Raw genomic sequence first — 25,398 nt, 5'->3', positions numbered from 1 at the left:
CACCGCGACAGGAGAGCCGATGCGCACATCCGACGGAACGCCCATCACGCTGACGATCGGGGATCGCGTCATCGGCGGCACGCTGCACGAGAACCCGGCGGCGAGCGCGCTCGCGCAGCAGCTGCCCCTCACGCTGACGTTCGAGGACTTCAACGCGGTCGAGAAGATCGCCACGCTCCCGTCGCCGCTGCCGATGACCGGCATGCCAGCGGGGGCGGACCCCGAGATCGGTGACATCGGGTTCTGGGCACCCGGAGGTGACCTCGTCCTCTACTACGGCGAGGTCGGCTACTGGAACGGCATCGCCCGGCTCGGCACCTTCGACGACGTCGCCGCCATCCAGGCGCAGACCGGAACGTTCACCGTCACCATCGCGATCGACTGACGAGCAGAGAGGCGCCACCATGCACATCCTCCCCAGCACCCCCACGGTGAAGAACCCACCCGAGTGGTTCACTGGCGACGTCTGGCTCGACCAGGTCGTCACGCCGCAGGACGACGGCCAGCGCATGAGCGCCGGGCTCGTCCGCTTCGCGCCGAGCGCGCGCACCGCCTGGCACTCGCACCCGCTCGGGCAGACGCTCCGCATCGTCGAGGGCATCGCGCTCGTCCAGGCACGCGGCGCGGACGTGGTCGAGGTCCATGCGGGTCAGACCATCTACACCCCGCCCGGCGAGGAGCACTGGCACGGTGCCGCACCGGACAGCTTCATGACGCACCTCGCGCTCTGGGAGACCCCGGAGGGCGAGGAGAGCGCGGACTGGGGTCCTCACGTCACCGACGCCGAGTACCAGAGCCGCTGACCCACCACCCGTTCCGCCTCCTCGGAGGCACGAGAGAGAGGAACGCTCATGCGAGCGACCGTGATGTACGACGCCGGCGATGTCCGCGTCGAGGAAGTCCCCGACCCCGTCCTGCAGGCGCCCACCGACGCGATCATCCGCGTGACGTACGCGTGCGTGTGCGGCTCCGACCTCCACCCCTACCACGACCTCGAGGCGACCCCCGAGGGTCGACGCATGGGCCACGAGGCGATCGGGGTCGTCGAGCAGGTCGGGAGCGACGTGACGACGCTCTCGATCGGCGACACCGTGATCGTGCCGTTCGCCTGGTCCGACAACACGTGCGCCTTCTGCCGCGACGGCATCACGACCTCGTGCGTGCACGGCGGATTCTTCGACGGCGCGTCGTCCGCGACGCAGGCCGAGAAGCTGCTCGTGCCGCAGGCCGACGGCACCGCCGTGGTGATCCCTGCAGGGACGGACGAGTCGCTCATGCCCTCGCTGCTGACCCTCTCCGACGTGTACCTCACCGGCCACCACGCCGCGCACAAGGGCGGCGTCGAGCCCGGCAAGACGGTCGCGGTGATCGGCGACGGCGCGGTCGGCCTCTCGGCCGTGCTCGCAGCGAAGCAGCTGGGTGCCGAGACGATCATCGTGATGGGCCGTCACGAGTCCCGCACCGACCTGGGGCGGGAGTTCGGTGCCACGCACGTCGTCGCCGAGCGTGGTGAGGAGGGCATCGCCAAGGTGCTCGAGCTCACCGGTGGTGAGGGCGTGCACGTCGTCCTCGAGGCGGTCGGGCACATGCCCGCATACGAGCAGGCCTACGGCATCGTCCGCCCCGGCGGGGTGATCTCGCGCGTCGGCGTGCCCCAGTACGAGGACGCACCGGTTGGGTTCACCTCGCTGTTCGGCAAGAACGCGACGCTCACCGGCGGTCCGGCCACGGTCCGCGCATACATCGAGGCCGCGCTGCCCCAGGTCCTCGACGGCACGATCGACCCCGGCAGGGTGTTCGATCGCGAGCTGCCCCTCGCCGAGATCGCGGAGGCCTACCGCCTCATGGACGCTCGGGAAGCGCTCAAGGTCCTCATCCGCCCGTAGCCGCCACACACGGCCCGGATCATCGCGGCTGCGATGGTCCGGGCCGACGCGGTCGCCGATCGAGACGACCACGGGCTCCGCTTGAAGGGGGTCTGCCAAGCCCCTGATCACGCCACCCTTCCGAGCCGGCGCGGCGAGGGGTTGGCTGGGTATCAGACCGGCATCCCCAGGTCGGCGCACGACGACCCGCGCGCGACGCGCACCCCTAGACCACGGAGGAACGATGACCGACCCCATCCTGCTCAACAACGGCGTCCCGATGCCACCCATCGGCCTCGGGGTGTTCCAGAGCGACCCCGGCGAGACCGCGCAGGCAGTCGAGACCGCGCTTGCCGCCGGCTACCGCCACATCGACACCGCGGCCGGGTACGGCAACGAGCGCGAGGTCGGCGAGGGCATCCGCCGCAGCGGCCTCGACCGCGAGCAGGTCTTCATCGAGACGAAGGTCTGGGTGAGCGACTACGGCTACGAAGAGACGATCCACGCGTTCGAGAAGAGCGCCACGAAGCTGGGCGTCGAGCAGATCGATCTGCTGATCCTGCATCAGCCGATGCCCCAGCACTTCGATCGCACGGTCGAGGCATACCGCGCGCTCGAGCAGCTGCTGGCCGACGGCCGCGTCCGCGCGATCGGCGTCAGCAACTTCATGCCGCACCACCTGGACGGGCTCGGCGAGCGCTCCTCGATCGTGCCGGCCGTCAACCAGGTGGAGCTGCACCCCTACTTCACGCAGCCCGCGGTGCGGGCCGCCGACGCGCGCCTCGGCGTCCTCACGCAGGCATGGTCGCCCATCGGGGGCATCACGTTCTATCCGGGCTGGGGCGAGGGCCGCAAGAGCGTGCTCGACGACGAGACGATCGCCGCCATCGCGGCCGAGCACGGACGCACGCGCGCGCAGGTGATGCTCCGCTGGCATCTGCAGCAGGGACGCTCCGTCATCCCCAAGTCGACGAACCCGGAGCGCATCGCCGAGAACTTCGACGTCTTCGGCTTCGAGCTCGACGAGGAGCAGCTGCGGGCGATCGACGCACTCGACCGCGGCGTGCGCGGCGGTCCTGACCCCGACGAGGTCGACCCGTCGACGTGGGGTCTCGAGATCCCGGAGGCCTAGCTGGCGACGGGCGGCGCCGAGCAATCGGAGCCGCCCGCGGCAGTGCCATCCCGCGGCCCCCGGCCGCGTGCGCGGAATATCCGCCACCGCGACCCGCTTGGACCCAGCATGCGAGCCATCAGCTACTCCCGGTCCGGTCCCTCGTCGGTGCTCCAGCTCACCGACCGCGAGCCGGGCACGCCCGGCCCCGACGAGGTGCGGGTCCGCATCGCCGTCTCGGGCGTCAACCCGACGGACTGGAAGGCCCGCGCGGGCAATCGGCCCCTCGAGCTCGACGAGATCGTCCCGAACCAGGATGGCGCCGGCATCGTCGACGCCGTCGGCTCTGACGTCGAGGATCTGCAGGTCGGCGACCGCGTCTGGCTCTTCCTCGCCGCGCATCAGCGCCCGACCGGGACGGCGCAGGAGCTCACCGTCGTGCCGGCGAGCCGCGTCGTCCGCCTGCCCGACGGCATCGGCTTCGACGTCGCCGCGAGCCTCGGCGTGCCGGCGATGACCGCGCACCGCGCGCTCACCGTGCACGAGCTCGGCCCGTCGCGCCTCACACCCGGCGCCCTCGTCGGCCGCGTGGTGCTCGTGCAGGGCGGAGCGGGCGCCGTCGGGCACGCGGCGATCCAGCTGGCGGTCTGGGCCGGCGCCACCGTGATCGCCACGGTCAGCAGCGACGAGAAGGCGGCGCTCGCTCGTGCAGCGGGCGCCCACCACGTGCTGCAGTACCCGGCCGACGACCTCGCACGCGAGGTGCTCGCCATCGCTCCCGGCGGCATCGACCACGTCGTCGAGGTCGCCCCTGCGCAGAACGCCGCGCTCGACGTCGCGGTGCTCGCCAACCACGGCAGCATCGCCTACTATGCCAACAACAACGGTGACGAGTTCACCGCTCCGATCATGGCGAGCTTCGCGAAGAACGCCCGCTGGCAGGGGCTGCTGCTCTACACCGTCGGGCCCGAGGCGCTCGCCGTGGCTGCGGAGGACATCACGGCCGCGCTCGAGGCCGGCGCGCTGCCCGTCGGCGCGGACGCCGGGCTGCCCCTGACGTGGTTCCCGCTCGAGGACACCGCAGCCGCGCACGATGCCGTCGAGCAGGGCGTCACCGGGAAGGTGCTCATCCACGTCGCGGACGACCTGCGCTGAGGCGCCCCGGCGGGCGCCGAGGCGATCAGCGCGGGCAGTCGCAGCCCGACTGACCGAGCAGCTGGCGCTGCTCGGTGTAGCTCTGCAGCACCGCAGCCCGCACGGGCGCCGGCGTCCGGTAGAGCCATCGCACGCGCAGCGCGACGCCGAGCCGCAGCAGGCTGCTGCCCCAGAAGAGGTCGACGACGATCGCGAGCAGGCCGAGGAGGCCGACGACGGACGTGAGCGAGGGCACGAACGTGCCGTTCATCACGCGCGTCACGAACAGGCTGATCGCCAGCGCGGCGCCCGCGCCGAGCAGGATGCCGACCCACCGCGGCCGCGCACGGCGGGCGGCGTCGGCGAGCTCGAGCGCCGCGAGCCGCTCGGTCCTGTCGGCGACCTCGTGCGCGAGCTCGTGCTCCAGGCGCTCCTCGGCGGCGAGCCGGCCGATGCGCGCGGCCTTCTGCACCTGCGACTCGTAGAGCGCTTCACTCACTGCGGACTCCGATCTGGATGCGGCCCGGACCACCGTAGCCGTCGCAGGTGTCCGGCTGTCAGAGGATGCGCTCCCACGTGCCGTCGAGCAGCATCAGCACGATCGGCTCGCCGTGCTCGTCGCGGACCGCCAGCCGCACGTAGGTGAGCGCCTCCATCGCGACGACGCGGTCGAGCTGCACGCCCGGGTCCGCTGCCCACGAGCGCAGGCTCGTGTGGTCGGTCGCGACGGCGGCGAGCTCGAGCAGGATGCGAGCGATGTCCTCTTCCGCGAAGACGGAGCGCTCGGCCGAGTCGTAGTCCACGTTCGAAGAATAGTGGGGTACAAACGTTCGGTCACAATCGGCGCGGTCGGCGCGTCATCGCCGCCCGCGGCCACACTACTGGCGGTAGGAGGCCAGGAAGCTGCCGATGCGCTGCACCGCGTCGTCGAGATCCCGCTTCCACGGCAGCGTCACGATCCGGAAGTGGTCGTTCGTCGGCCAGTTGAAGCCCGTGCCGTGGGTGACGAGGATCTTCTCCTGCCGCAGCAGGTCGAGCGCGAACTGCGCGTCGTCGTGGATCTCGTGCACCTCCGGGTCGAGGCGCGGGAACGCGTAGAGCGCGCCCTTCGGCGTCACGACGCTCACGCCCGGGATGCGGTTCAGCCCCTGCACCGCGGCGTCGCGCTGCTCGAGCAGGCGGCCGCCGGGCAGGATGAGGTCCTCGATCGACTGGTGGCCGCCGAGCGCGACCTGGATGCCGTACTGCGCCGGCACGTTCGGGCACAGGCGCGTCGATGCCAGCAGCGTGAGGCCCTCGAGGAAGCCCTTCGCGTGCTCCTTCGGGCCCGTGATCGCGAGCCACGCGGCGCGGAACCCTGCCGCGCGGTACGTCTTCGAGAGGCCGTTGTAGGTCAGCACGAGGAGGTCGGGCGCGAGCGTGGCGATCGAGGTGTGCTCCGCGCCGTCGTAGAGGATCCGGTCGTAGATCTCGTCGGCGAGCAGCAGCAGCGAGTGCTTGCGCGCGAGGTCGACGATGCCCTGCAGCACCTCGCGCGAGTAGACCGCGCCGGTCGGGTTGTTGGGGTTGATGACGACGAGCGCCTTCGTGCGCGGCGTGATCTTCGCCTCGATGTCGGCGAGGTCGGGCGCCCAGTCGGTGTCCTCGTCGCACAGGTAGTGGATGGGCGTGCCGCCGCCGAGCGACGTCATGGCCGTCCAGAGCGGGTAGTCGGGAGCGGGGATGAGCACCTCGTCGCCCGCGTCGAGCAGCGCCTGCATCGTCATGGTGATGAGCTCGGAGACGCCGTTGCCGAGGTAGACGTCGTCGACGGTGAGCCGCGGGAAGTCGTCGACGTCCTCGTAGCGGGTCACGACCGCGCGGCGGGCGGAGAGGATGCCCTTCGAGTCCGAGTACCCCTCGGCGAGCGGCAGGTTCGCGATCATGTCCTGCACGATCGTGTCGGGCGTCTCGAAGCCGAACGGCGCGGGGTTGCCGATGTTGAGCTTGAGGATGCGGTGCCCCTCGGCCTCGAGCCGCGCGGCCTCGGCGGCCACCGGGCCGCGGATCTCGTAGAGGACGTGCTTGAGCTTCGAGGACTGATCGAGGGACTTGAGCGCCATTGCACCATGCTAGGCGGGCGCCCGCGGGCCACTCGGCCGAGCGTGGCCCGCTCCGGGCGGATCGCCGCTCAGGCGGGCAGCTGCAGCAGCCCGCCGGCCGAGCGCGTCGTCGCCGCGGCGACGGCCATCGCCCGCTCGAGCGGCCCGGCCCATCCGCGCGCGCGGCCGCCCTCGAGCACCGAGGCCGCGAGCGAGGCGAGCACGCTGTCGCCGGCGCCGATGGTGTCGACGATCGGCGCGTCGAGCTGCGGCACGGATGCGTCGACCCGGCCGCCGTCGGTGAAGAGCGTCGCGCCCGCCGCGCCGCGGGTGACCGCGACCGCGCCGGCGCCCGCGGCGACCAGCCTCGCCGCGGTCGCATCGGCATCCGCGCCGTAGACGAGCTCGGCGTCCTCGTCGCTCAGCTTCACGAGCAGCGCGCGCGAGGCGAGCAGGTCGAGGCCCGCGGCGAAGCGCTCGACGGCGCCGGGCGCCCGCAGGTAGGCGGGGCGCGCGTTGGGGTCGAGCATGAGCCGCTCGCGGGAGCGGGGGAGCGCGGCGAGCGGAGCGACCTGCGCCTCGAGCTCGAGCGCGAGGCACGAGACGAGCACGAGCGGCGCGGCCTCGAGGGCGTCCTCGTGGCCGTCCAGCTCGACGAAGCGGCTCGTGCCCGCCTCGTTGAAGTCGTAGCGCATCGTGCCGCCGTCGCGCACCGCCGTCGCGACCGCGGTGCCGCGGGGAGCCGCGGTCGCGACGAGCTCGACGCCGTGCGCGGCGCAGTGCGCGCGCACCTGGGCGCCGGGCGCATCGTCGCCGACCATCGCGATGAGGCGGGCGGGCACGCCGAGCCGGGCGAGCCCGACGGCGACGTTGAGCGCCGCGCCGCCGACGATCGAGGCGCCGTCGACCTCGTCGACGAGCGCGTCGCCGATGACGACGACGCGATCGCTCACTTGCCCTTCGCCGCCTTCTTCAGCTTGCGCTCGAGCTCGTCCTGGCGGATGCCGTCCTCGCGTTGCGCGACCGCGCCGACCGCGAGCGCGACGCCGATGATCCAGCTGGCCCAGAGCAGGCCGAGCCGCCAGTCGCGCGGGCCCTGCCGCGTCGCCTTGACCACCGGCAGTGCGCTCGTGAGCGAGCCGATGACACCCATGTTGAACAGGTACTTGCGCATTGTGCCTCCTCGTCGCGATCAACCTACCGGCGGCGACTGGACGGCGCCTCCCGCAGCGCGCGACCGCGCATCCTGACCGATCGGTCGACTTCTGACCGATCGGTCAGTATGCTGATCCCTCGTGACCACTCGCGACACCCTCGTCCAGGCCGCGCTCGAGCGCTTCGCCCGGTACGGCTACCTCGGCAGCTCGATCCAGCAGATCGCGGCGGACGTCGGCACCTCGAAGTCGTCGGTGCTCTACCACTTCGACTCGAAGGAGGCGCTGCTCGAGGCCGCGATGGCACCGGCGCTCGACGCGCTGACGCAGATCATCGACTCGCTGCCGGGCCTGCGCGACGACAAGGTCGCCGCGGCCCCCGCGCTCGTGACCGGCTTCGTCGACACGCTGCTGCAGCACAGCGCCGCCGTCGCGATCTTCATCAGCCAGCGCGGCGCGCTGCAGGATGTGCCCGTCATCCAGCGGGGCAACGAGCTCGTCGACGCCATCGCCGGCACGCTGATCGCCGAGGCGCCGTCGACGCGCGCGCTCACGCGGCTCTCGATCGGCCTCGCCGGCGTCGCGTTCATCCTCGGTGAGGCGCTGCAGGACACGCGCGACCATCCGGACCCGGCCGAGATGCGTGAGGTGCTGATCGAGACGCTGCTCGAGCTCTGCCTGCCCGCCGCCGCGTGCACGCCCGCGGCGCTGCAGGAGGTGGACGCCTGATGGCCACCTGGCTCTCCCGCGTCGGCGCCGCCTCCATGCGCCGCGCCTGGCTCGTGATCGTCGCCTGGGCCGCGATCCTCGGCGGCGTGCTGGGCGGCGCCCTCGCGCTCGGTCCGAACATGCAGGAGTCGTTCGCGATTCCCGGCACCGAGTCGCAGGAGGCGCTCGACCACCTCGGCAGCGTGTTCCCGCAGGTCGCGGGCTCGAGCGTGCAGGTCGTCTACCGCGCGCCCGACGGCGAATCGGTCGAGCAGCACCGGGACGCCATCGAGCAGCAGGCGACCGACATCGACGCGATCGACGACGTCGCGAGCGTCGTGCAGCCCTGGAGCGAGTTCGCCGCCGAGCAGATCTCCGACGACGACCGCTTCGCCTACACGCAGGTGCAGTTCGAGCCGCAGGGCTCCGGCAGCACGCCCGCGGGGCTCGACGCGCTCGTCGCCACCGCGGATGCGGCCCGCGCCGACGGCCTGACGGTCGAGTTCGGCGGCCAGGCGTTCCAGGCCACGAGCGTGCCGATCTCGTGGGTCGAGGGGCTCGGCGTCATCTTCGCCGGCGTCGTGCTGTTCGTGACCTTCTGGTCGTTCCTCGCCGCCGGCCTGCCGCTGCTGACCGCGCTCATCGGCGTCGGCATCACGATGGGCGGCGTGCTCGGCGCATCGGCGCTCGTCACGGTCTCGAACTCGGCGCCGCTCATGGCGCTCATGATCGGGCTCGCCGTCGGCATCGACTATGCGCTCTTCATCCTCTCGAAGCACCGCACGCAGCTCGCGCGCGGCATGGGGGTCGTCGAGTCGGGCTCGCTCGCGGTCGGCACCGCCGGCACCGCCGTCGTCTTCGCCGGGCTCACGGTCGTGATCGCGCTCGTCGGGCTCCTCATCGTCGGCATCCCGTTCCTGTCGGTCATGGGCATCGGCGCCGCGGCGTCGGTCGCGATCGCCGTCGCGGCCGCTGCGACGCTGCTGCCCGCGATCATGGCGCTGCTCGGCGAGCGTCTGCGGCCGAAGCCCGGCAGCCGCGCCGCCCGGCTCGCCGAGCGCGACGTCGACACGGCGCCGACGCTCGGGATGCGATGGGTCACCGGCATCACGAAGCGCCCCGTGCTGGCCATCGTCGGCGTGCTCGCCATCATCGGCGTCGCCGCCGTGCCGGCCGCGAGCCTCGAGCTCGCGCTGCCCGACAACGGCCGCGAGGCGCGCGGCAGCACGCAGCGCATGGCCTACGACATGCTGCAGGAGGGCTTCGGCGAGGGCACGACCGGCCCGCTCGTCGTGATGGCCGAAATCACGCAGGTGACCGACATCCTCGGGGTCCTCGATCGTCTCTCCGCCGACCTCGAGCAGATCCCGGGCGTCGACCGCATCGGCAGCGCCTTCCCCGACGAGACGGCCGACACCGCGATCATCCAGGTGATCGCCGAGACCGGCCCCACCGACCACGCCACGGCCGAGCTCGTGCGCGCCATCCGCGCGGCCGCCCCCGAGATCGAGGCCGAGCACGACACCCCGATCGCCGTCACCGGTGCGACCGCCGTGCAGATCGACGTGTCGCAGCGCCTGCAGGATGCGCTGCTGCCGTTCGGCATCGTCGTCGTCACGCTCGCGGTCGTGCTGCTGCTGCTCGTCTTCCGCTCGATCCTCGTGCCGATCACCGCCGCGATCGGCTTCGTGCTCTCGGTGCTCGCCGCCTTCGGCACCGTCGTCGCGGTGATGCAGTGGGGCTGGGGCGCCGAGCTGCTGCACGTCGAGCCGGGACCGATCCTGTCGTTCATGCCGGTGCTGCTCATGGCGGTGCTGTTCGGCCTCGCGATGGACTACCAGGTGTTCCTCGTCTCGGGCATGCGCGAGGCGCACGCCCACGGCCACAGCGCCGTGAGTGCCGTGCGGCACGGCTTCGCGGCCAACGCGCGCGTCGTGACGGCCGCGGCGCTCATCATGTTCCTCGTCTTCTTCGCCTTCGTGCCGGAGGGCATGGCGATGATCAAGGCCATCGCGCTCGGCCTCGCGGTCGGCGTCGCGGTCGACGCCTTCCTCGTGCGCATGACCCTCATCCCGGCGGTCATGACGCTGCTGGGCGAGCGCGCCTGGTGGCTGCCGCGCGGGCTCGACCGCGCGATGCCCGACATGGACGTCGAGGGCGAGAGCCTCGGGCGGCACCGCGTGGCGCTCGCCTGGGCGGCGGATGCCGGCGGCCACCTCGCGCTCGACCGGCTGCGGCCGGCGATCGACCACGAGCCCGGCGCCGCGTCCTGGACCGTCACCGCGCCGCGCGGCGCGGTCGTGCGGCTCGACGCGGCGTTCGCCGACCGGCAGCGGCTCGTCCACGCGCTGCTCGGCGACATCCCGGCCCGCGGGAGCGCGCACCTCGGCGGTGCTGCCCTCCCCGGCGACGTCGGCGCGCTCCGCGCCCGGATCGGGCTCGTCGACCTCGACCTCGTCGGCGTCGGCGAGCGCGGGGAGACCGCGCTCGAGGCGGCGCGGGGCGCGCTCGCGCTCCGCTCGCCGTTCGCGGCGGCGCCCGTGCTGGACCGCCGCGCCGCGGCGCTCGTCGCGCGCGCGGGCACGGCAGCCGGCACCCCGATCGACCCGGCCGCGCCGCTCTCGCGGCTCGCGCCGATCGAGCGCGCCGCGGTGCTGCTCGCGATCGCGCTGGAGCGCGGCCCGAGCCTGCTCTGGATCGACGCCGCGAGCGCTGCCCCCGCAGGCGCCGCCGGCGTCGCCGCGCGGCTCGCGGGCGCCGACGTGACGATCGTCACGAGCGAGCCGTCGCCCGAGGCGCACGGCCGGGCCGCCGTCGACCTCGCACCCGCGGACGCCGCCGAGGAGGACGCGCACGACGCGGCCGCGGCCGACGCACACGACACGGATCCCGCCGGGGATGCGCCCACCCAGGCGCTCGCGACGGCCGCAGCAGACACGGGAGCAGACCGATGACCACCGCGCTCAGGAAGGCCGTCGCGCTGACGGCTGCCGCCGCCACACCCTTCGCCATCGCGGCCTTCGCCGCCTGGTCGATGGGCCCGGCCGCAGACGGCGACCGGGACGTGCCCGCCGCGGTCGTGAACCTCGACGAGCTGCTCACCACCACCGCGGCCGACGGCACCGAGACCACGATGTTCGCCGGCCGCCAGGTCGTCACCGATCTCGTGGCCGACGACGCCGACGGCTTCGACTTCCGCATCCTGAACGAGGAGGATGCGGCGGCGGCGCTCGCGGACGGCACCGTGCACGCGGTGGTCACGATCCCGGCCGACTTCTCGCGCCGCGTCACGAGCCTGCAGGGCGACGACCCGCAGCAGGCGGGCGTGCGCATCGTCACGGATGCGTCGGCCGACGGCCTCGCGACGAGCCTCGCGAGCGAGACCGGCGAGTCGATCGTCGCCTCCTTCGGCGACCGCGTGACGACCGGCTTCATCTCCGGCATCTACGGCGGCATGGGCACGCTCGCCGAGCAGCTCGGCACGGCCGCCGACGGCGCGGACGCCCTGGGTGCGGGCTCCACGGAGCTCGCGACCGGGCTCGACGAGCTCGCGGGCGGCATCGACCAGCTCGCCGACGGCGCGGGCGGCGCGCAGGACGGCGCGGCGCAGCTCGCGACCGGCGCCGACCAGCTCGCCGACGGCCTCGGCACCGCCGCGGGCGGCATCTCGGGGCTCGCGGACGGCAGCGCGGCGCTCAGCAGCGGCGTGGCCGACTACACCGCGGGCGTCGACCGCTTCGCCGGCGGCGTGCAGCAGGCGGCCGCGCAGCTCGACGCGGGGCTCGCAGGCGCCGCGGAGGCGGGCGGCATCGGCCGGCTCGAGTCGTCGCTCGACGCCTCGTCAGGCGCAGCGGCGCAGCTCGTGCAGCTGCTCGAGGCCGACCCCACCGACCCGGCCGCGCTCGAGGTCGCGCGGCAGCTCGCGGGCGGGCTCGGCCAGCTGAGCCAGCAGGACATCGGCGCCCAGCTCACCGAGGGGCTGAGCCAGGTGACCGCACCGCTGTCGCAGCTCTCGACCGGCGCGACGGCGATCGTCAGCGCGGGCCCGCAGGTGCGCGACGGCGCCGCGCAGCTCGCGGCAGGCGCGTCGCAGCTCGACGCCGGCTTCGGCGCATCCGTCACCGGCGCCCGGCAGCTCGCCGACGGCACGGGCGAGCTCGGCGACGGCCTCGGCGAGCTCGAATCCGGCGCGGTGCAGCTCGCGGCGGGCGCCCGCTCGGCCGAGTCCGGCGCGACGCAGCTCGGCGACGGCGCGACCGAGCTGGGCGACGGGCTCCGCGAGGGCGTCGCGGCGCTGCCGCAGCTGAGCGACGACGAGCTCGACGACCTGTCGGCGGTGGCCACGAACCCGGTCGGGTTCGACCTCGACGAGCAGCGCGCCCTCCCGAGCGGCGAGGCGCGCATCGCGTCGCTCGCGGTGCCGATCGGGCTCTGGCTCGGCGCGCTCGTCCTCGTGCTCGTGCTGGCCCGGTCGGCTCGCCGCATCGCGGCCTCCGCCGAGTCCGACGGCCGGGTGCTCGCGACCATGCTCATCCGCTCGTCGTGGGTGGTCGCGCTGCAGGCCGTCCTCGCCACGGTCGTGGTGCACGCGATCGGCGGCGTCGCGTGGTCGTCGGCACCGCTGACGCTCGCGGTGACGCTGCTGTTCGGCGCCGTGGCGACGCTGCTGCACCTCGCGCTCGTCGCGTGGCTCGGCGCCGGCGGCGGCATCGTGTCGGTGGTGCTGCTCGGCCTGCAGGCGGTCGCGGCCGGCGGCATCGTGCCGCGCGACGTGCTCGGGCAGGGGTTCGAGGCCGTCGCGCCGGTGCTGCCGATGACGCCGGCGGTCGATGCGCTCGTCGCCATCGCGGCCGGCACCGGCGGCGCCGGCGGCCCGGTGGCCATGCTCGTGCTGTGGCTCGGCGTCGGCCTGCTCGCCGCGTACCTCGCGCTCCGCGGCGCGCGGCGACGGGCGACGGGGGAGCGCATCCGCGCCCTCGAGACCCTCGCGCCGGCGCCGGCGTAGCGCGGCTGCGCCGATGGGTGCGCCGGCCGCGAGAGGCCGGCGCACAGGCACTTGACAGGAAACGGACTGCGGAGTTCGATAACGGTGTCCGCGAAACCGCGCGCGCCCGTCGGCAGCCTGTGCCGGCATCGCCCGCCTCGGCGCATCCGCCGGGCGATCGGCACCGCATCCCACCGATTCCGACGAAGGAGTCCCGTGCGCACCACCTACCGCGTCCTCGCCTACCTCATCTGCGCGCTCGTCGCGCTGCAGGCCGCCTCGCATGCCTGGGCATCCGCCGGCATCGCGCTCTTCCTCGCGGAGGGCGGCACCGTCGACTTCGCCGCCGAGGGCCCGCCGCCGTTCCCGGAGGCGCTCGGCCTCATGATCCACGGCATGAACGGCATGTACGCGATCCCGATCGTCGCGCTCGCGCTGCTCGTCGTGGCGTTCCTCGCGAAGATCCCCGGCGGGGTGATGCGCGCCGCGATCGTGCTCGTGCTCGTCGTGCTGCAGGTGACGCTGGGGCTGCTCGGCCACGAGCTCACCGCGCTCGCGTTCCTGCACGGCGTGAACGCGATCGCGCTGTTCGGCGTCGCCTTCTGGGCGGGCATGCGCGCCGGCGGACGCCACGCCGGCGTCCAGGCGCGGTCCACCGTCGGTGTCGCCTGACCCCGAGCCCTCGCAGCGCCGCGCGCGGCACCGCCCCGGTGCTGGCTCAGGCCGGCCGAGCCACCCGGACCGGCCGGCGCGTCGCCTCGCCCGGGTGCTCGGCATCCTCGTCGCGGCGGCGCTCGTGGTCGCTGTCGGCGCCGCCTGGTGGTCGAGCCTGCGCCCCGACACCTACTCGGCGATGGCGATGGGCGTCGCCGACCCCGGTGGCGGTCCGGCCGTCGCGGGGGAGGGCGGCCACGGCCACGGGCCGGGCGCGGCAGCAGCGCTCGATCTGACGACCCTCGTCGCCGACCCCGCGCGCGCCGCAGACGTGCGCGTCGAGCTCGTCGCGCGCGCAGCGCGCATCGCGCTGCCCGGCGGCGAGCAGGTCGACGCGTTCACGCTCAACGGGTCGACGCCCGGGCCGGAGATCCGGGCGCGGCAGGGGCAGCTCGTCGAGGTGGTGCTCCGCAACGAGTCGGTCGCCGCCGGCACGACGCTGCACTGGCACGGCGTCGACGTGCCCGCGGCGATGGACGGCGTCGCCGGCGTGACGCAGGACGCGGTGCCGCCCGGCGGCAGCTTCACGTACCGCTTCGTCGCCGAGGACGCGGGCAGCTACTGGTACCACGCGCACCAGGTGTCGCACGCGCAGGTGCTCGGCGGGCTCTTCGGCGCGCTCGTCGTCGACCCGGCCGAGCCGACCGCCCACGACGTCGACGTCGTGGCGCTGCTGCACACCTACCCGGGCACCTCGCGCACGATCGACGGCGTCTCCGGCGACATCGCGCGCGAGGCCGAGCCGGGCGCGGTGGTGCGGGTGCGCGTGGTGAACACCGACAACGCGCCGACGGTCGTCTGGGTCACGGGCGCAGGCTTCCGCCTGCTCGCGATCGACGGCACCGACGTGCACGAGCCGACCGACGTCGAGGGGCGCAAGGTCGCCGTCACGGCCGGCGGCCGCGTCGACCTCGAGGTGCGGGTGCCGAGCGGCGGCGCGCGCGTGCAGGCGCCGGGCGTCTCGCTCGCGCTCGGGGCGGCCGCGCCCGCCGCGGCCGCAGCGCCCGCCGAGGTGCTCGACCCGCTCTCCTACGGCTCACCCGCGCCACTCCGTTTCGACCCGGCCGCGGCCGACCGCGCGTTCGCCTACGACATCGGCCGCTTCCCGGGGTTCCTGAACGGGGTCCCCGGCATCTGGTGGACGATCAACGGGCGGATGGGCGGCGACGTCCCGGCGTACCACGTGGCGGAGGGCGACGTCGTGACCATGCGCATCACGAACGGCAGCGGCGAGGTGCACCCGATGCACCTGCACGGGCACCACGTCGTCGTGCTGGCGCGCGACGGCGTGCCCGCATCCGGCAGCCCCTGGTGGGTCGACTCGCTCGACGTCGGGCACGGCGAGACGTACGAGATCGCGTTCGTCGCCGACAACCCGGGCATCTGGATGGACCACTGCCACACGCTGCCGCACGCCGTCGAGGGGCTCATGACGCATGTCATGTACGAGGGCGTCTCGACCCCGTTCCTGCTCGGCGGCGGCTCGGGCAACGCCCCCGAGTAGCCTGCCCTGCCGGTCGAGCCGCTCCGTGCGCGCAGCGCGCTGAGCGAGTCGAGACCACCGACCGCTCCCGCTAGGGCCGTGCCTCCGCGTCGGCGCCCTCATCGGCCACCGCGTTCTGCCCCAGGTGCTCGCGCGCGAACTCGAGCGTCTCGACGAGCAGCCGCAGCCGGTCGCGCTCCGAGCGCGCGTGCCGGGTCTTGATCTCGGCGATGACCTGTCCGGTCCACTGCTTCGCGGCGAGCATCTGCAGCACCTCGGCGACCGGCTCGTTGCCGTGGCCGGGGATGAGGTGCTCGTCGAAGACCTTGTCCTCGTCGGCGGCGACGCCGTCCGTGAGGTGCAGGTGGCGCAGCCGGTCGCCGAGGTCGAGCGCGAGCTCCATCGAGTCGCGCCGCGCGAGCGCGCAGTGCGAGAAGTCGAGGGTCGCGTGGTCGACGTCCATCTCGCTCGGGTCGATGCCGGGCAGGTACGCCTGGCGGTCCGCCCCGCCCATCGACCACGGGAACATGTTCTCGACCGCGACCTCGACGCCGTGCTTCTGCTCGGTCTGCCGCACCGCATCCGTGAAGGTGCTCGCGTACTTGCCCTGCCACCGGAAGGGCGGATGCACCACCACGGTGGGCGCGCCGACCGACACCGCGAGCGCGGCGGAGCGGTCGAGCTTCACGAACGGATCGCGCCCCCAGACGAAGGTCGTGAGCAGCACGACCGGCGCGTGGATCGCCATGATCGGCTGCTGGTAGCGCTCCGAGAGCTCGAGCAGCTTCTCGGGGCTGCGGGTCTTGGCATCGGTGGTCACCATGACCTCGACGCCGTCGTATCCCGCTTCGTGCGCGAGCCGGAAGCCGTCCTCGACCCCCTTGGGGAAGACGGAGATCGTGCTGAGGCCGACCTGGATCATGCCGACGACGCTAGCCCCTCCAGCCTGGAGGACGCGCATCCGCGCGTCGGTCCGCCGGACGGCGCGCCCGATCTGACATGTCCGTGCGGCGTAGGATCGGCCTATGCCAGAGATCGACATCAAACCGCGTTCGCGCGCCGTGACGGACGGCGTCGAGGCCACCACGAGCCGCGGGATGCTGCGCGCGGTCGGGATGGGCGACGGCGACTGGGAGAAGCCCCAGATCGGCATCGCGAGCTCGTGGAACGAGATCACCCCCTGCAACCTCTCGCTCGACCGCCTCGCGCGCTCGTCGAAGGAGGGCGTGCACGCCGGCGGCGGCTACCCGCTGCAGTTCGGCACGATCTCGGTCTCGGACGGCATCTCGATGGGCCACGAGGGCATGCACTTCTCGCTCGTCAGCCGCGAGGTCATCGCCGACAGCGTCGAGACGGTCGTCATGGCGGAGCGCCTCGACGGCACCGTGCTGCTCGCCGGCTGCGACAAGTCGCTCCCCGGCATGCTCATGGCCGCGGCGCGCCTCGACCTGGCGAGCGTCTTCGTCTATGCCGGCTCGATCGCGCCCGGCTTCGCGAAGCTCGAGGACGGCACGATCCCGCAGTCGATGACGATCATCGACTCGTTCGAGGCCGTCGGCGCCTTCAAGGCCGGCAAGATCTCGGCCGAGGACCTGCACCGCATCGAGTGCGGCTTCGCGCCCGGCGAGGGCGCGTGCGGCGGCATGTACACCGCCAACACGATGGCGTGCGTCGCGGAGGCGCTCGGGATGAGCCTGCCCGGCTCGTCGACGCCGCTGTCGGCCGACCGTCGCCGCGACTTCTACGCGCGCCGCTCGGGCGAGGCGGTCGTCGAGCTGCTGCGCCGCGGCATCACCGCGCGCGACATCCTCACGAAGGAGGCGTTCGAGAACGCCATCACCGTGGCGATGGTGCTCGGCGGCTCGACGAACGCGGTGCTGCACCTGCTCGCGATCGCCCACGAGGCCGAGGTCGAGCTCACGCTCGAGGACTTCCGCCGCATCGGGCAGCGCTCGCCGCACCTCGCCGACGTGAAGCCGTTCGGCGCCTACGTCGCGCAGGACTTCGACCGCGTCGGCGGCATGCCGGTGGTCATGAAGGCGCTGCTCGACGCGGGCCTGCTGCACGGCGACGCGCTCACGGTCACCGGCAGGACGGTCGCCGAGAACCTCGCCGAGCTCGACCCGGCCCCGATCGACGGCACCGTGGTGCGCGCGCTCGACGACCCCATCCACGCCACCGGCGGCCTCACGATCCTCGACGGCACGCTCGCGCCCGAGGGCGCGGTCGTGAAGACGGCCGGCTTCGACGCAGAGGTCTTCGAGGGCCCCGCGCGCGTCTTCGACCGCGAGCGCGCCGCGATGGACGCCCTCACGAACGGCGAGGTGCAGGCCGGCGACGTGGTGGTCATCCGCTACGAGGGGCCCAAGGGCGGGCCCGGGATGCGCGAGATGCTGGCCATCACCGCTGCCATCAAGGGAGCGGGCCTCGGCAAGGATGTATTGTTGTTGACAGACGGCAGATTCTCAGGCGGCACAACCGGCCTGTGCATCGGCCACATCGCCCCTGAGGCGGTCGACTCCGGTCCGATCGCCTTCGTGCGCGACGGAGACCGCATCAGGGTCGACATCGCCGCTCGCTCGCTTGACCTGATCGTCGACGAGGCAGAGCTCGCCTCCCGGCGTGAGGGCTGGGAGCCGCTGCCCCCGCGCTACACGCGCGGAGTCCTCGCCAAGTACGCACGCCTCGTGCGGTCGGCCGCCACCGGCGCCGTCACAGGCTGACGCACGTCTTCGAGAGACGAGCCAGGAGAGCCATGTCCATCGCACCAAGGCCTGCCGCCCCGCGCGGCGCCGAGCCGCCGATCCTCACCGGATCCGGCGCCGTCCTCCGATCGCTCGAGCTGCTCGGCGTCGAGGACGTCTTCGGCATCCCGGGCGGCGCCATCATCCCGTTCTACGACGAGCTCATGCAGCAGTCGGCGATCCGCCACATCCTCGTGCGCCACGAGCAGGGCGGCGGCCACGCCGCCGAGGGCTACGCGGCCGCGACCGGCCGCGTCGGCGTCTGCATCGCGACGAGCGGCCCCGGCGCCACCAACCTCGTCACCGCGATCGCCGACGCCTACATGGACTCGGTGCCGATGGTCGCGATCACGGGCCAGGTGTTCAGCCACCTGATCGGCACGGATGCCTTCCAGGAGGCCGACATCACCGGCATCGTGATGCCGATCACGAAGCACTCCTTCCAGGTGTCCCGCGCCGAGGACGTCCCGGCCGTCATGCGCGCCGCCTTCCACATCGCCTCCACCGGCCGTCCCGGCCCGGTGCTCGTCGACGTGACGAAGGATGCGCAGCAGCAGTCGGCCCCGTTCGTCTGGCCCGACACGGTCGACCTGCCCGGCTACCGCCCGGTGACGAAGGCGCACGGCAAGCAGGTCGCCGCGGCGGCCGCGATGCTCGCCGACGCCGAGCGCCCGCTGCTGTACGTGGGCGGCGGCGTCATCCGCGCGCACGCGTCGGCCGAGCTGCTCGAGTTCGCCGAGTCGACCGGCGCGCCGGTCGTGACGACGCTCATGGCGCGCGGCGCGTTCCCCGACTCGCACCCGCAGCACCTCGGCATGCCCGGCATGCACGGCTCGGTGCCCGCGGTGCTCGCCTTCCAGGAGTGCGACCTCATCCTGGCGCTCGGCGCCCGCTTCGACGACCGCGTGACCGGCAAGGTCAACGAGTTCGCGCCGAACGCGAAGGTCATCCACGTCGACGTCGACCCGGCCGAGATCTCGAAGATCCGCACCGCCGACATCCCGATCGTGGGCGACGTGCGCGACGTGCTGAGCGACCTGTCGATCGCCTTCCAGGAGCTCGCCTCGAGCCGCCGCACCGACCTCACCGACTGGTGGGAGCGGCTGCAGGGCCTGCAGGAGCGCTTCCCGCTCGGCTTCACCGAGCCGAGCGACGGCAAGCTCTCCCCGCAGTTCGTGATCAAGCGCATCGGCGAGCTGACCGGTCCGGAGGGCATCTACGCCTCCGGCGTCGGCCAGCACCAGATGTGGGCGGCGCAGTTCATCAAGTACGAGCGCCCCAACTCGTGGCTCAACTCCGGCGGCGCCGGCACGATGGGCTACGGCGTGCCCGCGGCGATGGGCGCGAAGGTCGCGGAGCCCGACCGCGTGGTCTGGGCGATCGACGGCGACGGCTGCTTCCAGATGACCAATCAGGAGCTCGCCACCTGCACGCTCAACGACATCCCGATCAAGGTCGCGGTGATCAACAACTCGTCGCTCGGCATGGTGCGGCAGTGGCAGAGCCTGTTCTACGAGGGCCGTCACTCGTTCACCGACCTCGAGACCGGCGACGACGCGAAGATGATCCCCGACTTCGTGAAGCTCGGGGAGGCCTACGGCTGCCTCGCGATCCGCGTCACGAAGCCCGAGGAGATCGACCCGGCGATCAAGCTCGCGCTCGAGACGAACGACCGCCCGGTCGTCATCGACTTCATCGTGTCGAAGGACGCGATGGTCTGGCCGATGGTGCCGCAGGGCGTCTCGAACTCCTTCGTGCAGTACGCCAAGGAGCACAGCCCGGTGTGGGAGGAGGAGTGATGAGCACGCACGTCCTGTCGCTCCTGGTCGAGGACAAGCCCGGCCTGCTGACCCGCGTCGCGGCGCTCTTCGCGCGCCGTGGCTTCAACATCGAGTCGCTCGCGGTGGGCAAGACCGAGGTGCCCGGCCTCAGCCGCATCACCGTCGTCGTCGACGTCGAGGACCTGCCGCTCGAGCAGGTCACGAAGCAGCTGAACAAGCTCATCAACGTCGTGAAGATCGTCGAGCTCGAGCCGAGCCAGTCCGTGCAGCGCGAGCACCTGCTCGTCAAGGTGCGGGTCGACAACTCGACGCGCTCGCAGATCCTCGAGGCCGCGACGCTCTTCCGCGCCCGGGTCGTCGACGTCACGACCGACGCGCTCGTCATCGAGGTGACCGGCGACTCCGCGAAGTGCCAGGCGCTGCTGCGACTGCTCGAGCCGTACGGCATCAAGGAGATCGCGCAGTCGGGCCTGCTGGCCATCGGCCGCGGCGGCAAGTCCATCAGCGAGCGCGTCCTCAAGTCCGACGCGCGCTGACCACCCGTTCTGAACCACAAGCAAGGAGACACCATGACTGAGGTCATCTACGACGACGGTGCCGACCTCGGCATCATCCAGGGCAAGAAGGTCGCCGTCATCGGCTACGGCTCGCAGGGGCACGCGCACGCGCAGAACCTGCGCGACTCGGGCGTCGAGGTCCGCGTCGGCCTGCAGCCGGAGTCGAAGAGCCGCGCGAAGGCGGCCGAGGCCGGCTTCGAGGTGGGCACGCCCGCAGAGGTCGCCGAGTGGGCGGACGTCGTCGTCCTGCTCGCGCCCGACCAGCACCAGCGCCACATCTACAACGACGAGATCGCGTCGTCGATGGGCGAGGGCAAGACGCTCCTCTTCAGCCACGGCTTCAACATCCGCTTCGGCTACATCGAGGCGCCCGAGGGCGTCGACGTCGTGCTCGTCGCGCCCAAGGGCCCGGGCCACACCGTGCGCCGCGAGTTCCAGGCCGGCCGCGGCGTGCCCGTGATCGTCGCCGTCGAGAAGGATGCGTCCGGCTCGGCATGGCAGACGGCGTGGTCGTACTCGAAGGCGATCGGCGGCCTCCGCGCAGGCGGCATCACCACCACCTTCACCGAGGAGACCGAGACCGACCTCTTCGGCGAGCAGGCCGTGCTCTGCGGCGGCGTCTCGCAGCTCGTCCAGTACGGCTTCGAGACCCTCACCGAGGCCGGCTACCAGCCCGAGATCGCCTACTTCGAGGTGCTCCACGAGCTGAAGCTCATCGTCGACCTCATGTGGGAGGGCGGCATCGCCAAGCAGCGCTGGTCGGTCTCCGACACCGCCGAGTACGGCGACTACGTCTCGGGCCCGCGCGTCATCGACCCGCGCGTCAAGGAGAACATGCAGGCGGTGCTCAAGGACATCCAGACGGGTGCCTTCGCCGAGCGCTTCATCGGCGACCAGGACGCCGGCGGCCCCGAGTTCAAGGAGCTGCGGGCCAAGGCTGAGGGCCACCCGATCGAGGCGACCGGCAAGAAGCTGCGCAGCCTGTTCGCGTGGGAGCAGCCCGACGCCGACTACGTCGACGGCAGCGCACAGCGCTGATCGACCTCTGCGCTGGTTGAGGGTTTGCGTCCGAGTTGCTGGCAACTCGGACGCAAACCCTCCACTCGTCTTGTGCGGGAGCCGTCCGCCGCGTTGAGTGGGGGACATGACCTCGCTCTGGCACGCCACCGGCCCCTCCGTCCAGCTCGATGCCCCCGGCCGCCGCGACAGCTTCGACGTCGTCGTGGTCGGCGCGGGCATCACGGGCCTCACCACGGCGGTGCTGCTCGCCCGCGGCGGCGCGCACGTGGTCGTGCTCGAGGCGCGCGAGGTGGGCGCGGCCGCGACGGGCAGCACCACCGCGAAGCTGAGCGTGCTGCAGGGCGACCGCCTGCACCGCATCCTCGAGCTCGCCCGCCGCGACGCGGCCAGGGCCTTCGTGGAGGGGTCGATCGAGGGCATGCGGCAGCTGCGCGCGCTGCTCGCCGACACCGACGCCGTGCAATCCCGGCCCGCCGTCTCCTACGCGAACGGCGAGGAGGGCGCCGAGTCGCTCGAGCGCGAGCTGCTCGCGGCGGCTGAGCTCGGCCTCCCCGTCGAGCGCGGCGGCGCCGAGTCGCTGCCGTTCGAGACCGCCGGCGCGATCCAGCTCGCCGATCAGGCGCAGCTCGAGCCGATGGCGATGCTCGCGGCCCTCGCGGCGGAGCTCCGCGCGCACGGCGGAACGATCGTGCGCGCATCCGTGCGCACCGTGCGCGTCGTCGGCCGCGGCGTCGAGCTCGACACGGATGCCGGTGCCTGGTCGGGCGGCGTCGCGGTGCTCGCGACCGGTGCCCCCGTGCCCGCTCGCGGCACGGCTTCGATGCTCACGGCCCACCGCTCCTACGCGGCGGCGTACCGCACCTCGAGCCCGCTCCCGGCCGTCATGGCGCTGAGCGTCGACGCCCCGAGCCGCTCGCTGCGCACCGCGACGGTCGGCGGCGAGGAGCTGCTCGTCGCGGGCGGCCGCGGCCATGCCGTCGGCCGCCACTCCGATCCGCGCCGGCTGGTCGCAGAGCTCGACGACTGGGTGCGGGCCCACTGGCCTGACGCGCAGCGCACGCACGTGTGGAGCGCCCAGGACTACCGCACGCCGGACCGGCTGCCCTGGATCTCGGCGCGACCCGGCTCGCGGGGGCGCGTGCTGCTCGCGACCGGCTTCGACAAGTGGGGCATGAGCTCCGGCGCCATGGCGGCGATCGCGCTGAGCGCGCGGATCGGCGGCGAGGAGCCGAGCTGGGCACGCACGCTGCGGCGACGTGGCACGACGCCGCGCGCGGCCGGTCGGCTCGCGGGCGGCGTGGCGGCGACGGCGCGCGCCGACGCCGTGGCCTTCGCACGCACCCTGCGCCCAGCCAAGGCGCCCGCCGAGGGGGAGGGCGTGCTCGGCCGCGTCGGGCTGCGCGCGGTCGGCACGTCGACCGTCGACGGTCAGACCCGGCAGGTGTCCGCGCGCTGCCCGCACGTCGGCGCGCTCGTGCAGTGGAACGCGCAGGAGCGCAGCTGGGACTGCACCGCCCACGGGTCGCGCTTCGCCGCCGACGGGTCGCGCCTCGAGGGACCGGCTGCGTGCCCGCTGCAGGAGCTGCGGCGCGCGGGCTGATCGCTCCACGCCGCGTCGCCGCAGCAGCGCGACCGCGCGCGGACGGGCTCCGACTGGCAAGGTGGATGCCGTGCACGACGTCACCGAGGATCGCTCCGTCGCCCGCTCCTTCGAGCGCTGGGCGGCGGTCGAGGCGGAGGGCCGGTCGCCCCGCTACGCGGAGTGGGCGCGCGGGGTCGCCGCGGATCCGTGGCTCTGCGCGGCACTCGCCGACCTCGAGCACGTGAAGCGGCAGCCCAACCTGCTGTTCGCCGCCGCGCGCTTCGAGGGCGTGCCGGTCGCGCCGTGGACCGACGTGCGCGACATGATCGCGGGCGCCTGGACGAGCATCCGGTCGACGATGCTCGCCCGCATGACGCAGACGAACGAGGCACGGCGGATGGCGACGCTGCTGCCCGCCATCGCGCACCTCCGCGGTCCGATCGCGCTCGTCGAGGTGGGCGCATCGGCGGGGCTGTGCCTGTACCCGGACCGCTGGCGCTACCGCTTCGGGGCCGGCAAGTACGTCGGCGACGCGAGCCTGCCGCTGCTCGAGACGCAGGCGTCGCCGTCGACGCCGCTGCCGGAGCGGCTGCCGTCCATCGCCTGGCGCGGCGGGCTCGACCTGCAGCCGCTCGATCCGGCGGAGCCTGACACCCGGGCGTGGCTCGAGGCGCTCGTCTGGCCGGATGCGACCGGTGGGGTCGACGGCGCCCGCGTCGACCGCCTGCGCACAGCGATCGCGATCGCCCGTCGCGAGCGCGCGGACCTGCGTCGCGGCGACCTCACGACCGACACCTGCGCGCTCGTCGCGGAGGCCGGGCAGCACGCGCCGACCGTCGTCGTCTGGCACTCGGCGGTGCTCGCCTACGTCCCTGCGTTCGAGCGCGCGGGCTTCGCCGACCTCATGGGCGAGCTGCCGGTGACGTGGGTCGCGAACGAGGGTGCGACGCTCGAGATCGGGCCGCCGGCGCCGTGGGCGGGACCGGGTGACTTCGTGCTCCGCCGCGACGCCGAGCCGATCGCGATCACCGACCCGCACGGGGCGTCCGTCACCTGGATCGACGACATCGCGACGTAGGCGCCCGCGTGGGGCCGGGCGCCGCGGTGCGGCCGGCAGGAGCCGGGCGGCTAGGCTCGATCGGGTGAGCCGCGACGAGGATGCCCTCCACTGGGAGGGCGACGAGGAGCTCGATCACCCGACCGCGGACGCGACCGAGCAGCCTCCGGCGGCCACGGCATCCGTCGCCGTCGACGAGCCCGCCGCCCGCTCCCGCGGTGCGCTGCGCTGGCTGATGCTCGCCCTCGCGCTCGCCGCCACGGCCGGCTGGGTCGTCATCATCGTCGCGAACCCGGTCGAGCAGCCGAGCCTGCTCGGGCTCGCGATGTACCAGCTCGGCGAGCTGCTGGCGGCGATCGCGCCGCTGCTGTGGTGGTTCCTGGTCGACCGGCTCGCGACCGCGCGCCGCGCCCCGCTGTGGCTCGCGGGCCTGGTCGTGACGGCGCCCTGGCCTCTCGTCGCGGGGGTGCTCGCATGAGCGCCGACATCGAGGCCGGCGCCGAGCGCCAGCCGCGCGAGGAGCGTCCCGCCGACGCCTGGATCATCGCCACGCTGTTCGCGCTCGCGTTCGGCTACGACACCGTCGAGGCAGTCACCAACCTGCAGCAGCTGCCGCTGCTCTACCTCGGCGCCGGCATCCAGGCGTCCACGCCGTGGTGGCTGCTGGTCGCGCTGGTCGCGCTGCCCGCCGTGCTGTTCGTGGCGGCGCTGTGGATCGGTCGGCGGATGCGGCTGGTCGCGAAGGCGGGCGTCCTGCTCGCCGCGCTCGCGGTGAGCGCGCAGCTCAGCCTGCTGGCGGAGCAGCTCGCGAGGCAGATCGCGCTCGCGGCGCTCGTCGGCTGACCGCCGGTCGCCCCACGGCGGGTGGTCACGACACGCCGCATCGGGCGCTCGGGGTGGTCACGACACGCCGCGGGAGGGCACGCGGTCACGGCGTGTCGTGACCACCCTGCGCATCCGTCAGATGACGCTGACGAGCAGCAGCAGCCCGAGCACCGCCTGGCCGATCGCTCGCGGCACGAGCGGCACCGCGACCGCGCCGAAGCGCTCCGGCTGCCGTGCCGCCTGCGCGTTCGCGGGGAAGACCGCGATCAGCAGCGCGATGAGCCCCAGGGCGGCGGCGAAGCGCACCGGCCACCAGGGGGTGAGCAGGCCGAGGCCGCCGAGGATCTCGGCGACGCCGGAGATGACGACGAGCGTCGCCGCCCAGCGCCGCTCGGGGCCGGCGAGCGGTGCGGGCACCATCGCGGCCATCGTGCGCTTGACGCGCGGCACGAAGTGGGCCGCGCCCATCCCGAGGAAGACGGCGGCGAGGATGATGCGCAGCACGAGCTGCGCGATTGCGAAGGCGTCCATCGCCTCCATCCTCCCGCACGCCGTGCGGCCTCGGGACCCGCTCCACCGTCCGGGACCCGGTGGACCG

Annotated in this window: 25 protein-coding genes; 18 read left to right on the top strand and 7 right to left on the bottom strand. The window is 73.3% G+C overall.

The window, feature by feature from the left end:
• Positions 1-19: 19 nt before the first annotated feature.
• The 5 genes from EDD26_RS00825 (at position 20) to EDD26_RS00805 (ending at position 4,131) form a co-directional block, all read left to right on the top strand.
• Positions 20-385, top strand: a complete 366-nt coding sequence (locus tag EDD26_RS00825) for a cyclophilin-like fold protein (protein ID WP_123695981.1) — start codon at positions 20-22, stop codon at positions 383-385.
• Positions 386-404: 19 nt separating this feature from the next.
• Positions 405-803 (top strand): (R)-mandelonitrile lyase, encoded by a 399-nt coding sequence (locus tag EDD26_RS00820; RefSeq protein WP_123695980.1) that lies wholly within the window; start codon positions 405-407, stop codon positions 801-803.
• 48 nt (positions 804-851) lie between these two features.
• Positions 852-1,886 (top strand): zinc-binding dehydrogenase, encoded by a 1,035-nt coding sequence (locus tag EDD26_RS00815; protein ID WP_211333802.1) that lies wholly within the window; start codon positions 852-854, stop codon positions 1,884-1,886.
• 223 nt (positions 1,887-2,109) lie between these two features.
• Positions 2,110-2,997, top strand: a complete 888-nt coding sequence (locus EDD26_RS00810; RefSeq protein ID WP_123695979.1) for an aldo/keto reductase — start codon at positions 2,110-2,112, stop codon at positions 2,995-2,997.
• A 108-nt stretch (positions 2,998-3,105) separates the two neighbouring features.
• Positions 3,106-4,131 (top strand): NADPH:quinone reductase, encoded by a 1,026-nt coding sequence (locus EDD26_RS00805; RefSeq protein WP_123695978.1) that lies wholly within the window; start codon positions 3,106-3,108, stop codon positions 4,129-4,131.
• A 25-nt stretch (positions 4,132-4,156) separates the two neighbouring features.
• Here EDD26_RS00805 and EDD26_RS00800 read toward each other — a convergent pair whose 3' ends face one another.
• The 5 genes from EDD26_RS00800 to EDD26_RS14575 form a co-directional block, all read right to left on the bottom strand.
• A complete protein-coding gene (locus EDD26_RS00800; RefSeq protein ID WP_148058659.1) occupies positions 4,157-4,609 on the bottom strand; it encodes a hypothetical protein in 453 nt (150 codons plus the stop codon).
• Between the two features lie 58 nt (positions 4,610-4,667).
• Positions 4,668-4,913 (bottom strand): hypothetical protein, encoded by a 246-nt coding sequence (locus EDD26_RS00795; RefSeq protein WP_123695976.1) that lies wholly within the window; start codon positions 4,911-4,913, stop codon positions 4,668-4,670.
• Positions 4,914-4,988: 75 nt separating this feature from the next.
• A complete protein-coding gene (locus tag EDD26_RS00790; protein WP_123695975.1) occupies positions 4,989-6,212 on the bottom strand; it encodes a pyridoxal phosphate-dependent aminotransferase in 1,224 nt (407 codons plus the stop codon).
• Between the two features lie 68 nt (positions 6,213-6,280).
• Complete coding sequence (locus EDD26_RS00785; RefSeq protein ID WP_170165477.1) at positions 6,281-7,144, bottom strand: PfkB family carbohydrate kinase; 864 nt, start codon at positions 7,142-7,144, stop codon at positions 6,281-6,283.
• Positions 7,141-7,365, bottom strand: a complete 225-nt coding sequence (locus EDD26_RS14575; RefSeq protein WP_170165468.1) for a hypothetical protein — start codon at positions 7,363-7,365, stop codon at positions 7,141-7,143. The genes EDD26_RS00785 and EDD26_RS14575 overlap by 4 nt, the downstream gene beginning before the upstream one ends.
• A gap of 121 nt (positions 7,366-7,486) precedes the next feature.
• On the opposite strand from EDD26_RS14575, the gene EDD26_RS00780 reads away from it, so the two are divergent.
• The 5 genes from EDD26_RS00780 to EDD26_RS00760 all read left to right on the top strand — a co-directional run bounded on the left by EDD26_RS00780 (position 7,487) and on the right by EDD26_RS00760 (position 15,255).
• The gene (locus EDD26_RS00780) at positions 7,487-8,074 is read left to right on the top strand and encodes a TetR/AcrR family transcriptional regulator (RefSeq protein ID WP_123695973.1); all 588 of its coding nucleotides are present in this window, start codon (positions 7,487-7,489) and stop codon (positions 8,072-8,074) included.
• Positions 8,074-11,007, top strand: coding sequence for an MMPL family transporter (locus tag EDD26_RS00775; RefSeq protein ID WP_123695972.1), 2,934 nt, complete (start codon positions 8,074-8,076; stop codon positions 11,005-11,007). The genes EDD26_RS00780 and EDD26_RS00775 overlap by 1 nt, the downstream gene beginning before the upstream one ends.
• Positions 11,004-13,058 (top strand): hypothetical protein, encoded by a 2,055-nt coding sequence (locus EDD26_RS00770; protein ID WP_123695971.1) that lies wholly within the window; start codon positions 11,004-11,006, stop codon positions 13,056-13,058. Before EDD26_RS00775 ends, EDD26_RS00770 begins: the two co-directional genes overlap by 4 nt.
• Before the next feature lie 195 nt (positions 13,059-13,253).
• A complete protein-coding gene (locus EDD26_RS00765) occupies positions 13,254-13,709 on the top strand; it encodes a hypothetical protein (protein ID WP_123695970.1) in 456 nt (151 codons plus the stop codon).
• A 94-nt stretch (positions 13,710-13,803) separates the two neighbouring features.
• Positions 13,804-15,255 (top strand): multicopper oxidase family protein, encoded by a 1,452-nt coding sequence (locus EDD26_RS00760; protein WP_245989687.1) that lies wholly within the window; start codon positions 13,804-13,806, stop codon positions 15,253-15,255.
• 70 nt (positions 15,256-15,325) lie between these two features.
• On the opposite strand, the gene EDD26_RS00755 is transcribed toward EDD26_RS00760, so the two are convergent.
• On the bottom strand, positions 15,326-16,156 hold the full coding sequence (locus EDD26_RS00755; protein WP_123695969.1) for a sugar phosphate isomerase/epimerase family protein: 831 nt from the start codon (positions 16,154-16,156) through the stop codon (positions 15,326-15,328).
• Positions 16,157-16,259: 103 nt separating this feature from the next.
• Here EDD26_RS00755 and ilvD point away from each other — a divergent pair, with 103 nt between their 5' ends.
• From ilvD to EDD26_RS00715, 8 genes are all read left to right on the top strand, one after another.
• On the top strand, positions 16,260-17,957 hold the full coding sequence (ilvD, locus tag EDD26_RS00750) for a dihydroxy-acid dehydratase (RefSeq protein WP_123695968.1): 1,698 nt from the start codon (positions 16,260-16,262) through the stop codon (positions 17,955-17,957).
• A gap of 32 nt (positions 17,958-17,989) precedes the next feature.
• Positions 17,990-19,777, top strand: a complete 1,788-nt coding sequence (locus tag EDD26_RS00745; RefSeq protein ID WP_123695967.1) for an acetolactate synthase large subunit — start codon at positions 17,990-17,992, stop codon at positions 19,775-19,777.
• Positions 19,777-20,295 (top strand): acetolactate synthase small subunit, encoded by a 519-nt coding sequence (gene ilvN / locus EDD26_RS00740; RefSeq protein WP_123695966.1) that lies wholly within the window; start codon positions 19,777-19,779, stop codon positions 20,293-20,295. Before EDD26_RS00745 ends, ilvN begins: the two co-directional genes overlap by 1 nt.
• Before the next feature lie 33 nt (positions 20,296-20,328).
• Positions 20,329-21,354: a ketol-acid reductoisomerase gene (ilvC, locus tag EDD26_RS00735; protein WP_123695965.1), complete on the top strand. Its 1,026-nt coding sequence runs from the start codon at positions 20,329-20,331 to the stop codon at positions 21,352-21,354.
• 106 nt (positions 21,355-21,460) lie between these two features.
• Positions 21,461-22,936, top strand: coding sequence for an FAD-dependent oxidoreductase (locus tag EDD26_RS00730; RefSeq protein WP_123695964.1), 1,476 nt, complete (start codon positions 21,461-21,463; stop codon positions 22,934-22,936).
• A gap of 70 nt (positions 22,937-23,006) precedes the next feature.
• Complete coding sequence (locus tag EDD26_RS00725) at positions 23,007-23,996, top strand: DUF2332 domain-containing protein (protein ID WP_123698362.1); 990 nt, start codon at positions 23,007-23,009, stop codon at positions 23,994-23,996.
• Positions 23,997-24,060: 64 nt separating this feature from the next.
• Positions 24,061-24,453 carry a hypothetical protein gene (locus EDD26_RS00720; RefSeq protein WP_123695963.1) on the top strand — a complete coding sequence of 131 codons (393 nt, stop codon included), beginning with the start codon at positions 24,061-24,063 and terminating at the stop codon, positions 24,451-24,453.
• Positions 24,450-24,818 (top strand): hypothetical protein, encoded by a 369-nt coding sequence (locus tag EDD26_RS00715; protein ID WP_123695962.1) that lies wholly within the window; start codon positions 24,450-24,452, stop codon positions 24,816-24,818. Before EDD26_RS00720 ends, EDD26_RS00715 begins: the two co-directional genes overlap by 4 nt.
• Positions 24,819-24,935: 117 nt before the next feature.
• Here EDD26_RS00715 and EDD26_RS00710 read toward each other — a convergent pair whose 3' ends face one another.
• Positions 24,936-25,331 (bottom strand): DoxX family protein, encoded by a 396-nt coding sequence (locus tag EDD26_RS00710; protein WP_123695961.1) that lies wholly within the window; start codon positions 25,329-25,331, stop codon positions 24,936-24,938.
• Between the last annotated feature and the right edge of the window lie 67 nt (positions 25,332-25,398).

The organism is Agrococcus jenensis (genome assembly GCF_003752465.1).
In the GTDB taxonomy this organism is placed as follows: Bacteria; Actinomycetota; Actinomycetes; order Actinomycetales; family Microbacteriaceae; genus Agrococcus; species Agrococcus jenensis.
The sequence above is the reverse complement of the archived record's forward strand: the minus strand, read 5'-3'. Positions and strand labels throughout refer to the sequence as shown.

Coding starts and splice junctions, on each gene's coding strand:
- EDD26_RS00810 (WP_123695979.1), top strand. CDS start 2,110: ATGACCGACCCCATCCTGCTCAACAACGGCGTCCCGATGCCACCCATC.
- EDD26_RS14575 (WP_170165468.1), bottom strand. CDS start 7,365: ATGCGCAAGTACCTGTTCAACATGGGTGTCATCGGCTCGCTCACGAGC.
- EDD26_RS00755 (WP_123695969.1), bottom strand. CDS start 16,156: ATGATCCAGGTCGGCCTCAGCACGATCTCCGTCTTCCCCAAGGGGGTC.
- EDD26_RS00730 (WP_123695964.1), top strand. CDS start 21,461: ATGACCTCGCTCTGGCACGCCACCGGCCCCTCCGTCCAGCTCGATGCC.
- ilvN (WP_123695966.1), top strand. CDS start 19,777: ATGAGCACGCACGTCCTGTCGCTCCTGGTCGAGGACAAGCCCGGCCTG.
- EDD26_RS00815 (WP_211333802.1), top strand. CDS start 852: ATGCGAGCGACCGTGATGTACGACGCCGGCGATGTCCGCGTCGAGGAA.
- EDD26_RS00805 (WP_123695978.1), top strand. CDS start 3,106: ATGCGAGCCATCAGCTACTCCCGGTCCGGTCCCTCGTCGGTGCTCCAG.
- EDD26_RS00715 (WP_123695962.1), top strand. CDS start 24,450: ATGAGCGCCGACATCGAGGCCGGCGCCGAGCGCCAGCCGCGCGAGGAG.
- EDD26_RS00710 (WP_123695961.1), bottom strand. CDS start 25,331: ATGGACGCCTTCGCAATCGCGCAGCTCGTGCTGCGCATCATCCTCGCC.
- EDD26_RS00775 (WP_123695972.1), top strand. CDS start 8,074: ATGGCCACCTGGCTCTCCCGCGTCGGCGCCGCCTCCATGCGCCGCGCC.
- EDD26_RS00770 (WP_123695971.1), top strand. CDS start 11,004: ATGACCACCGCGCTCAGGAAGGCCGTCGCGCTGACGGCTGCCGCCGCC.
- ilvC (WP_123695965.1), top strand. CDS start 20,329: ATGACTGAGGTCATCTACGACGACGGTGCCGACCTCGGCATCATCCAG.
- EDD26_RS00820 (WP_123695980.1), top strand. CDS start 405: ATGCACATCCTCCCCAGCACCCCCACGGTGAAGAACCCACCCGAGTGG.
- EDD26_RS00790 (WP_123695975.1), bottom strand. CDS start 6,212: ATGGCGCTCAAGTCCCTCGATCAGTCCTCGAAGCTCAAGCACGTCCTC.
- EDD26_RS00825 (WP_123695981.1), top strand. CDS start 20: ATGCGCACATCCGACGGAACGCCCATCACGCTGACGATCGGGGATCGC.
- EDD26_RS00745 (WP_123695967.1), top strand. CDS start 17,990: ATGTCCATCGCACCAAGGCCTGCCGCCCCGCGCGGCGCCGAGCCGCCG.
- ilvD (WP_123695968.1), top strand. CDS start 16,260: ATGCCAGAGATCGACATCAAACCGCGTTCGCGCGCCGTGACGGACGGC.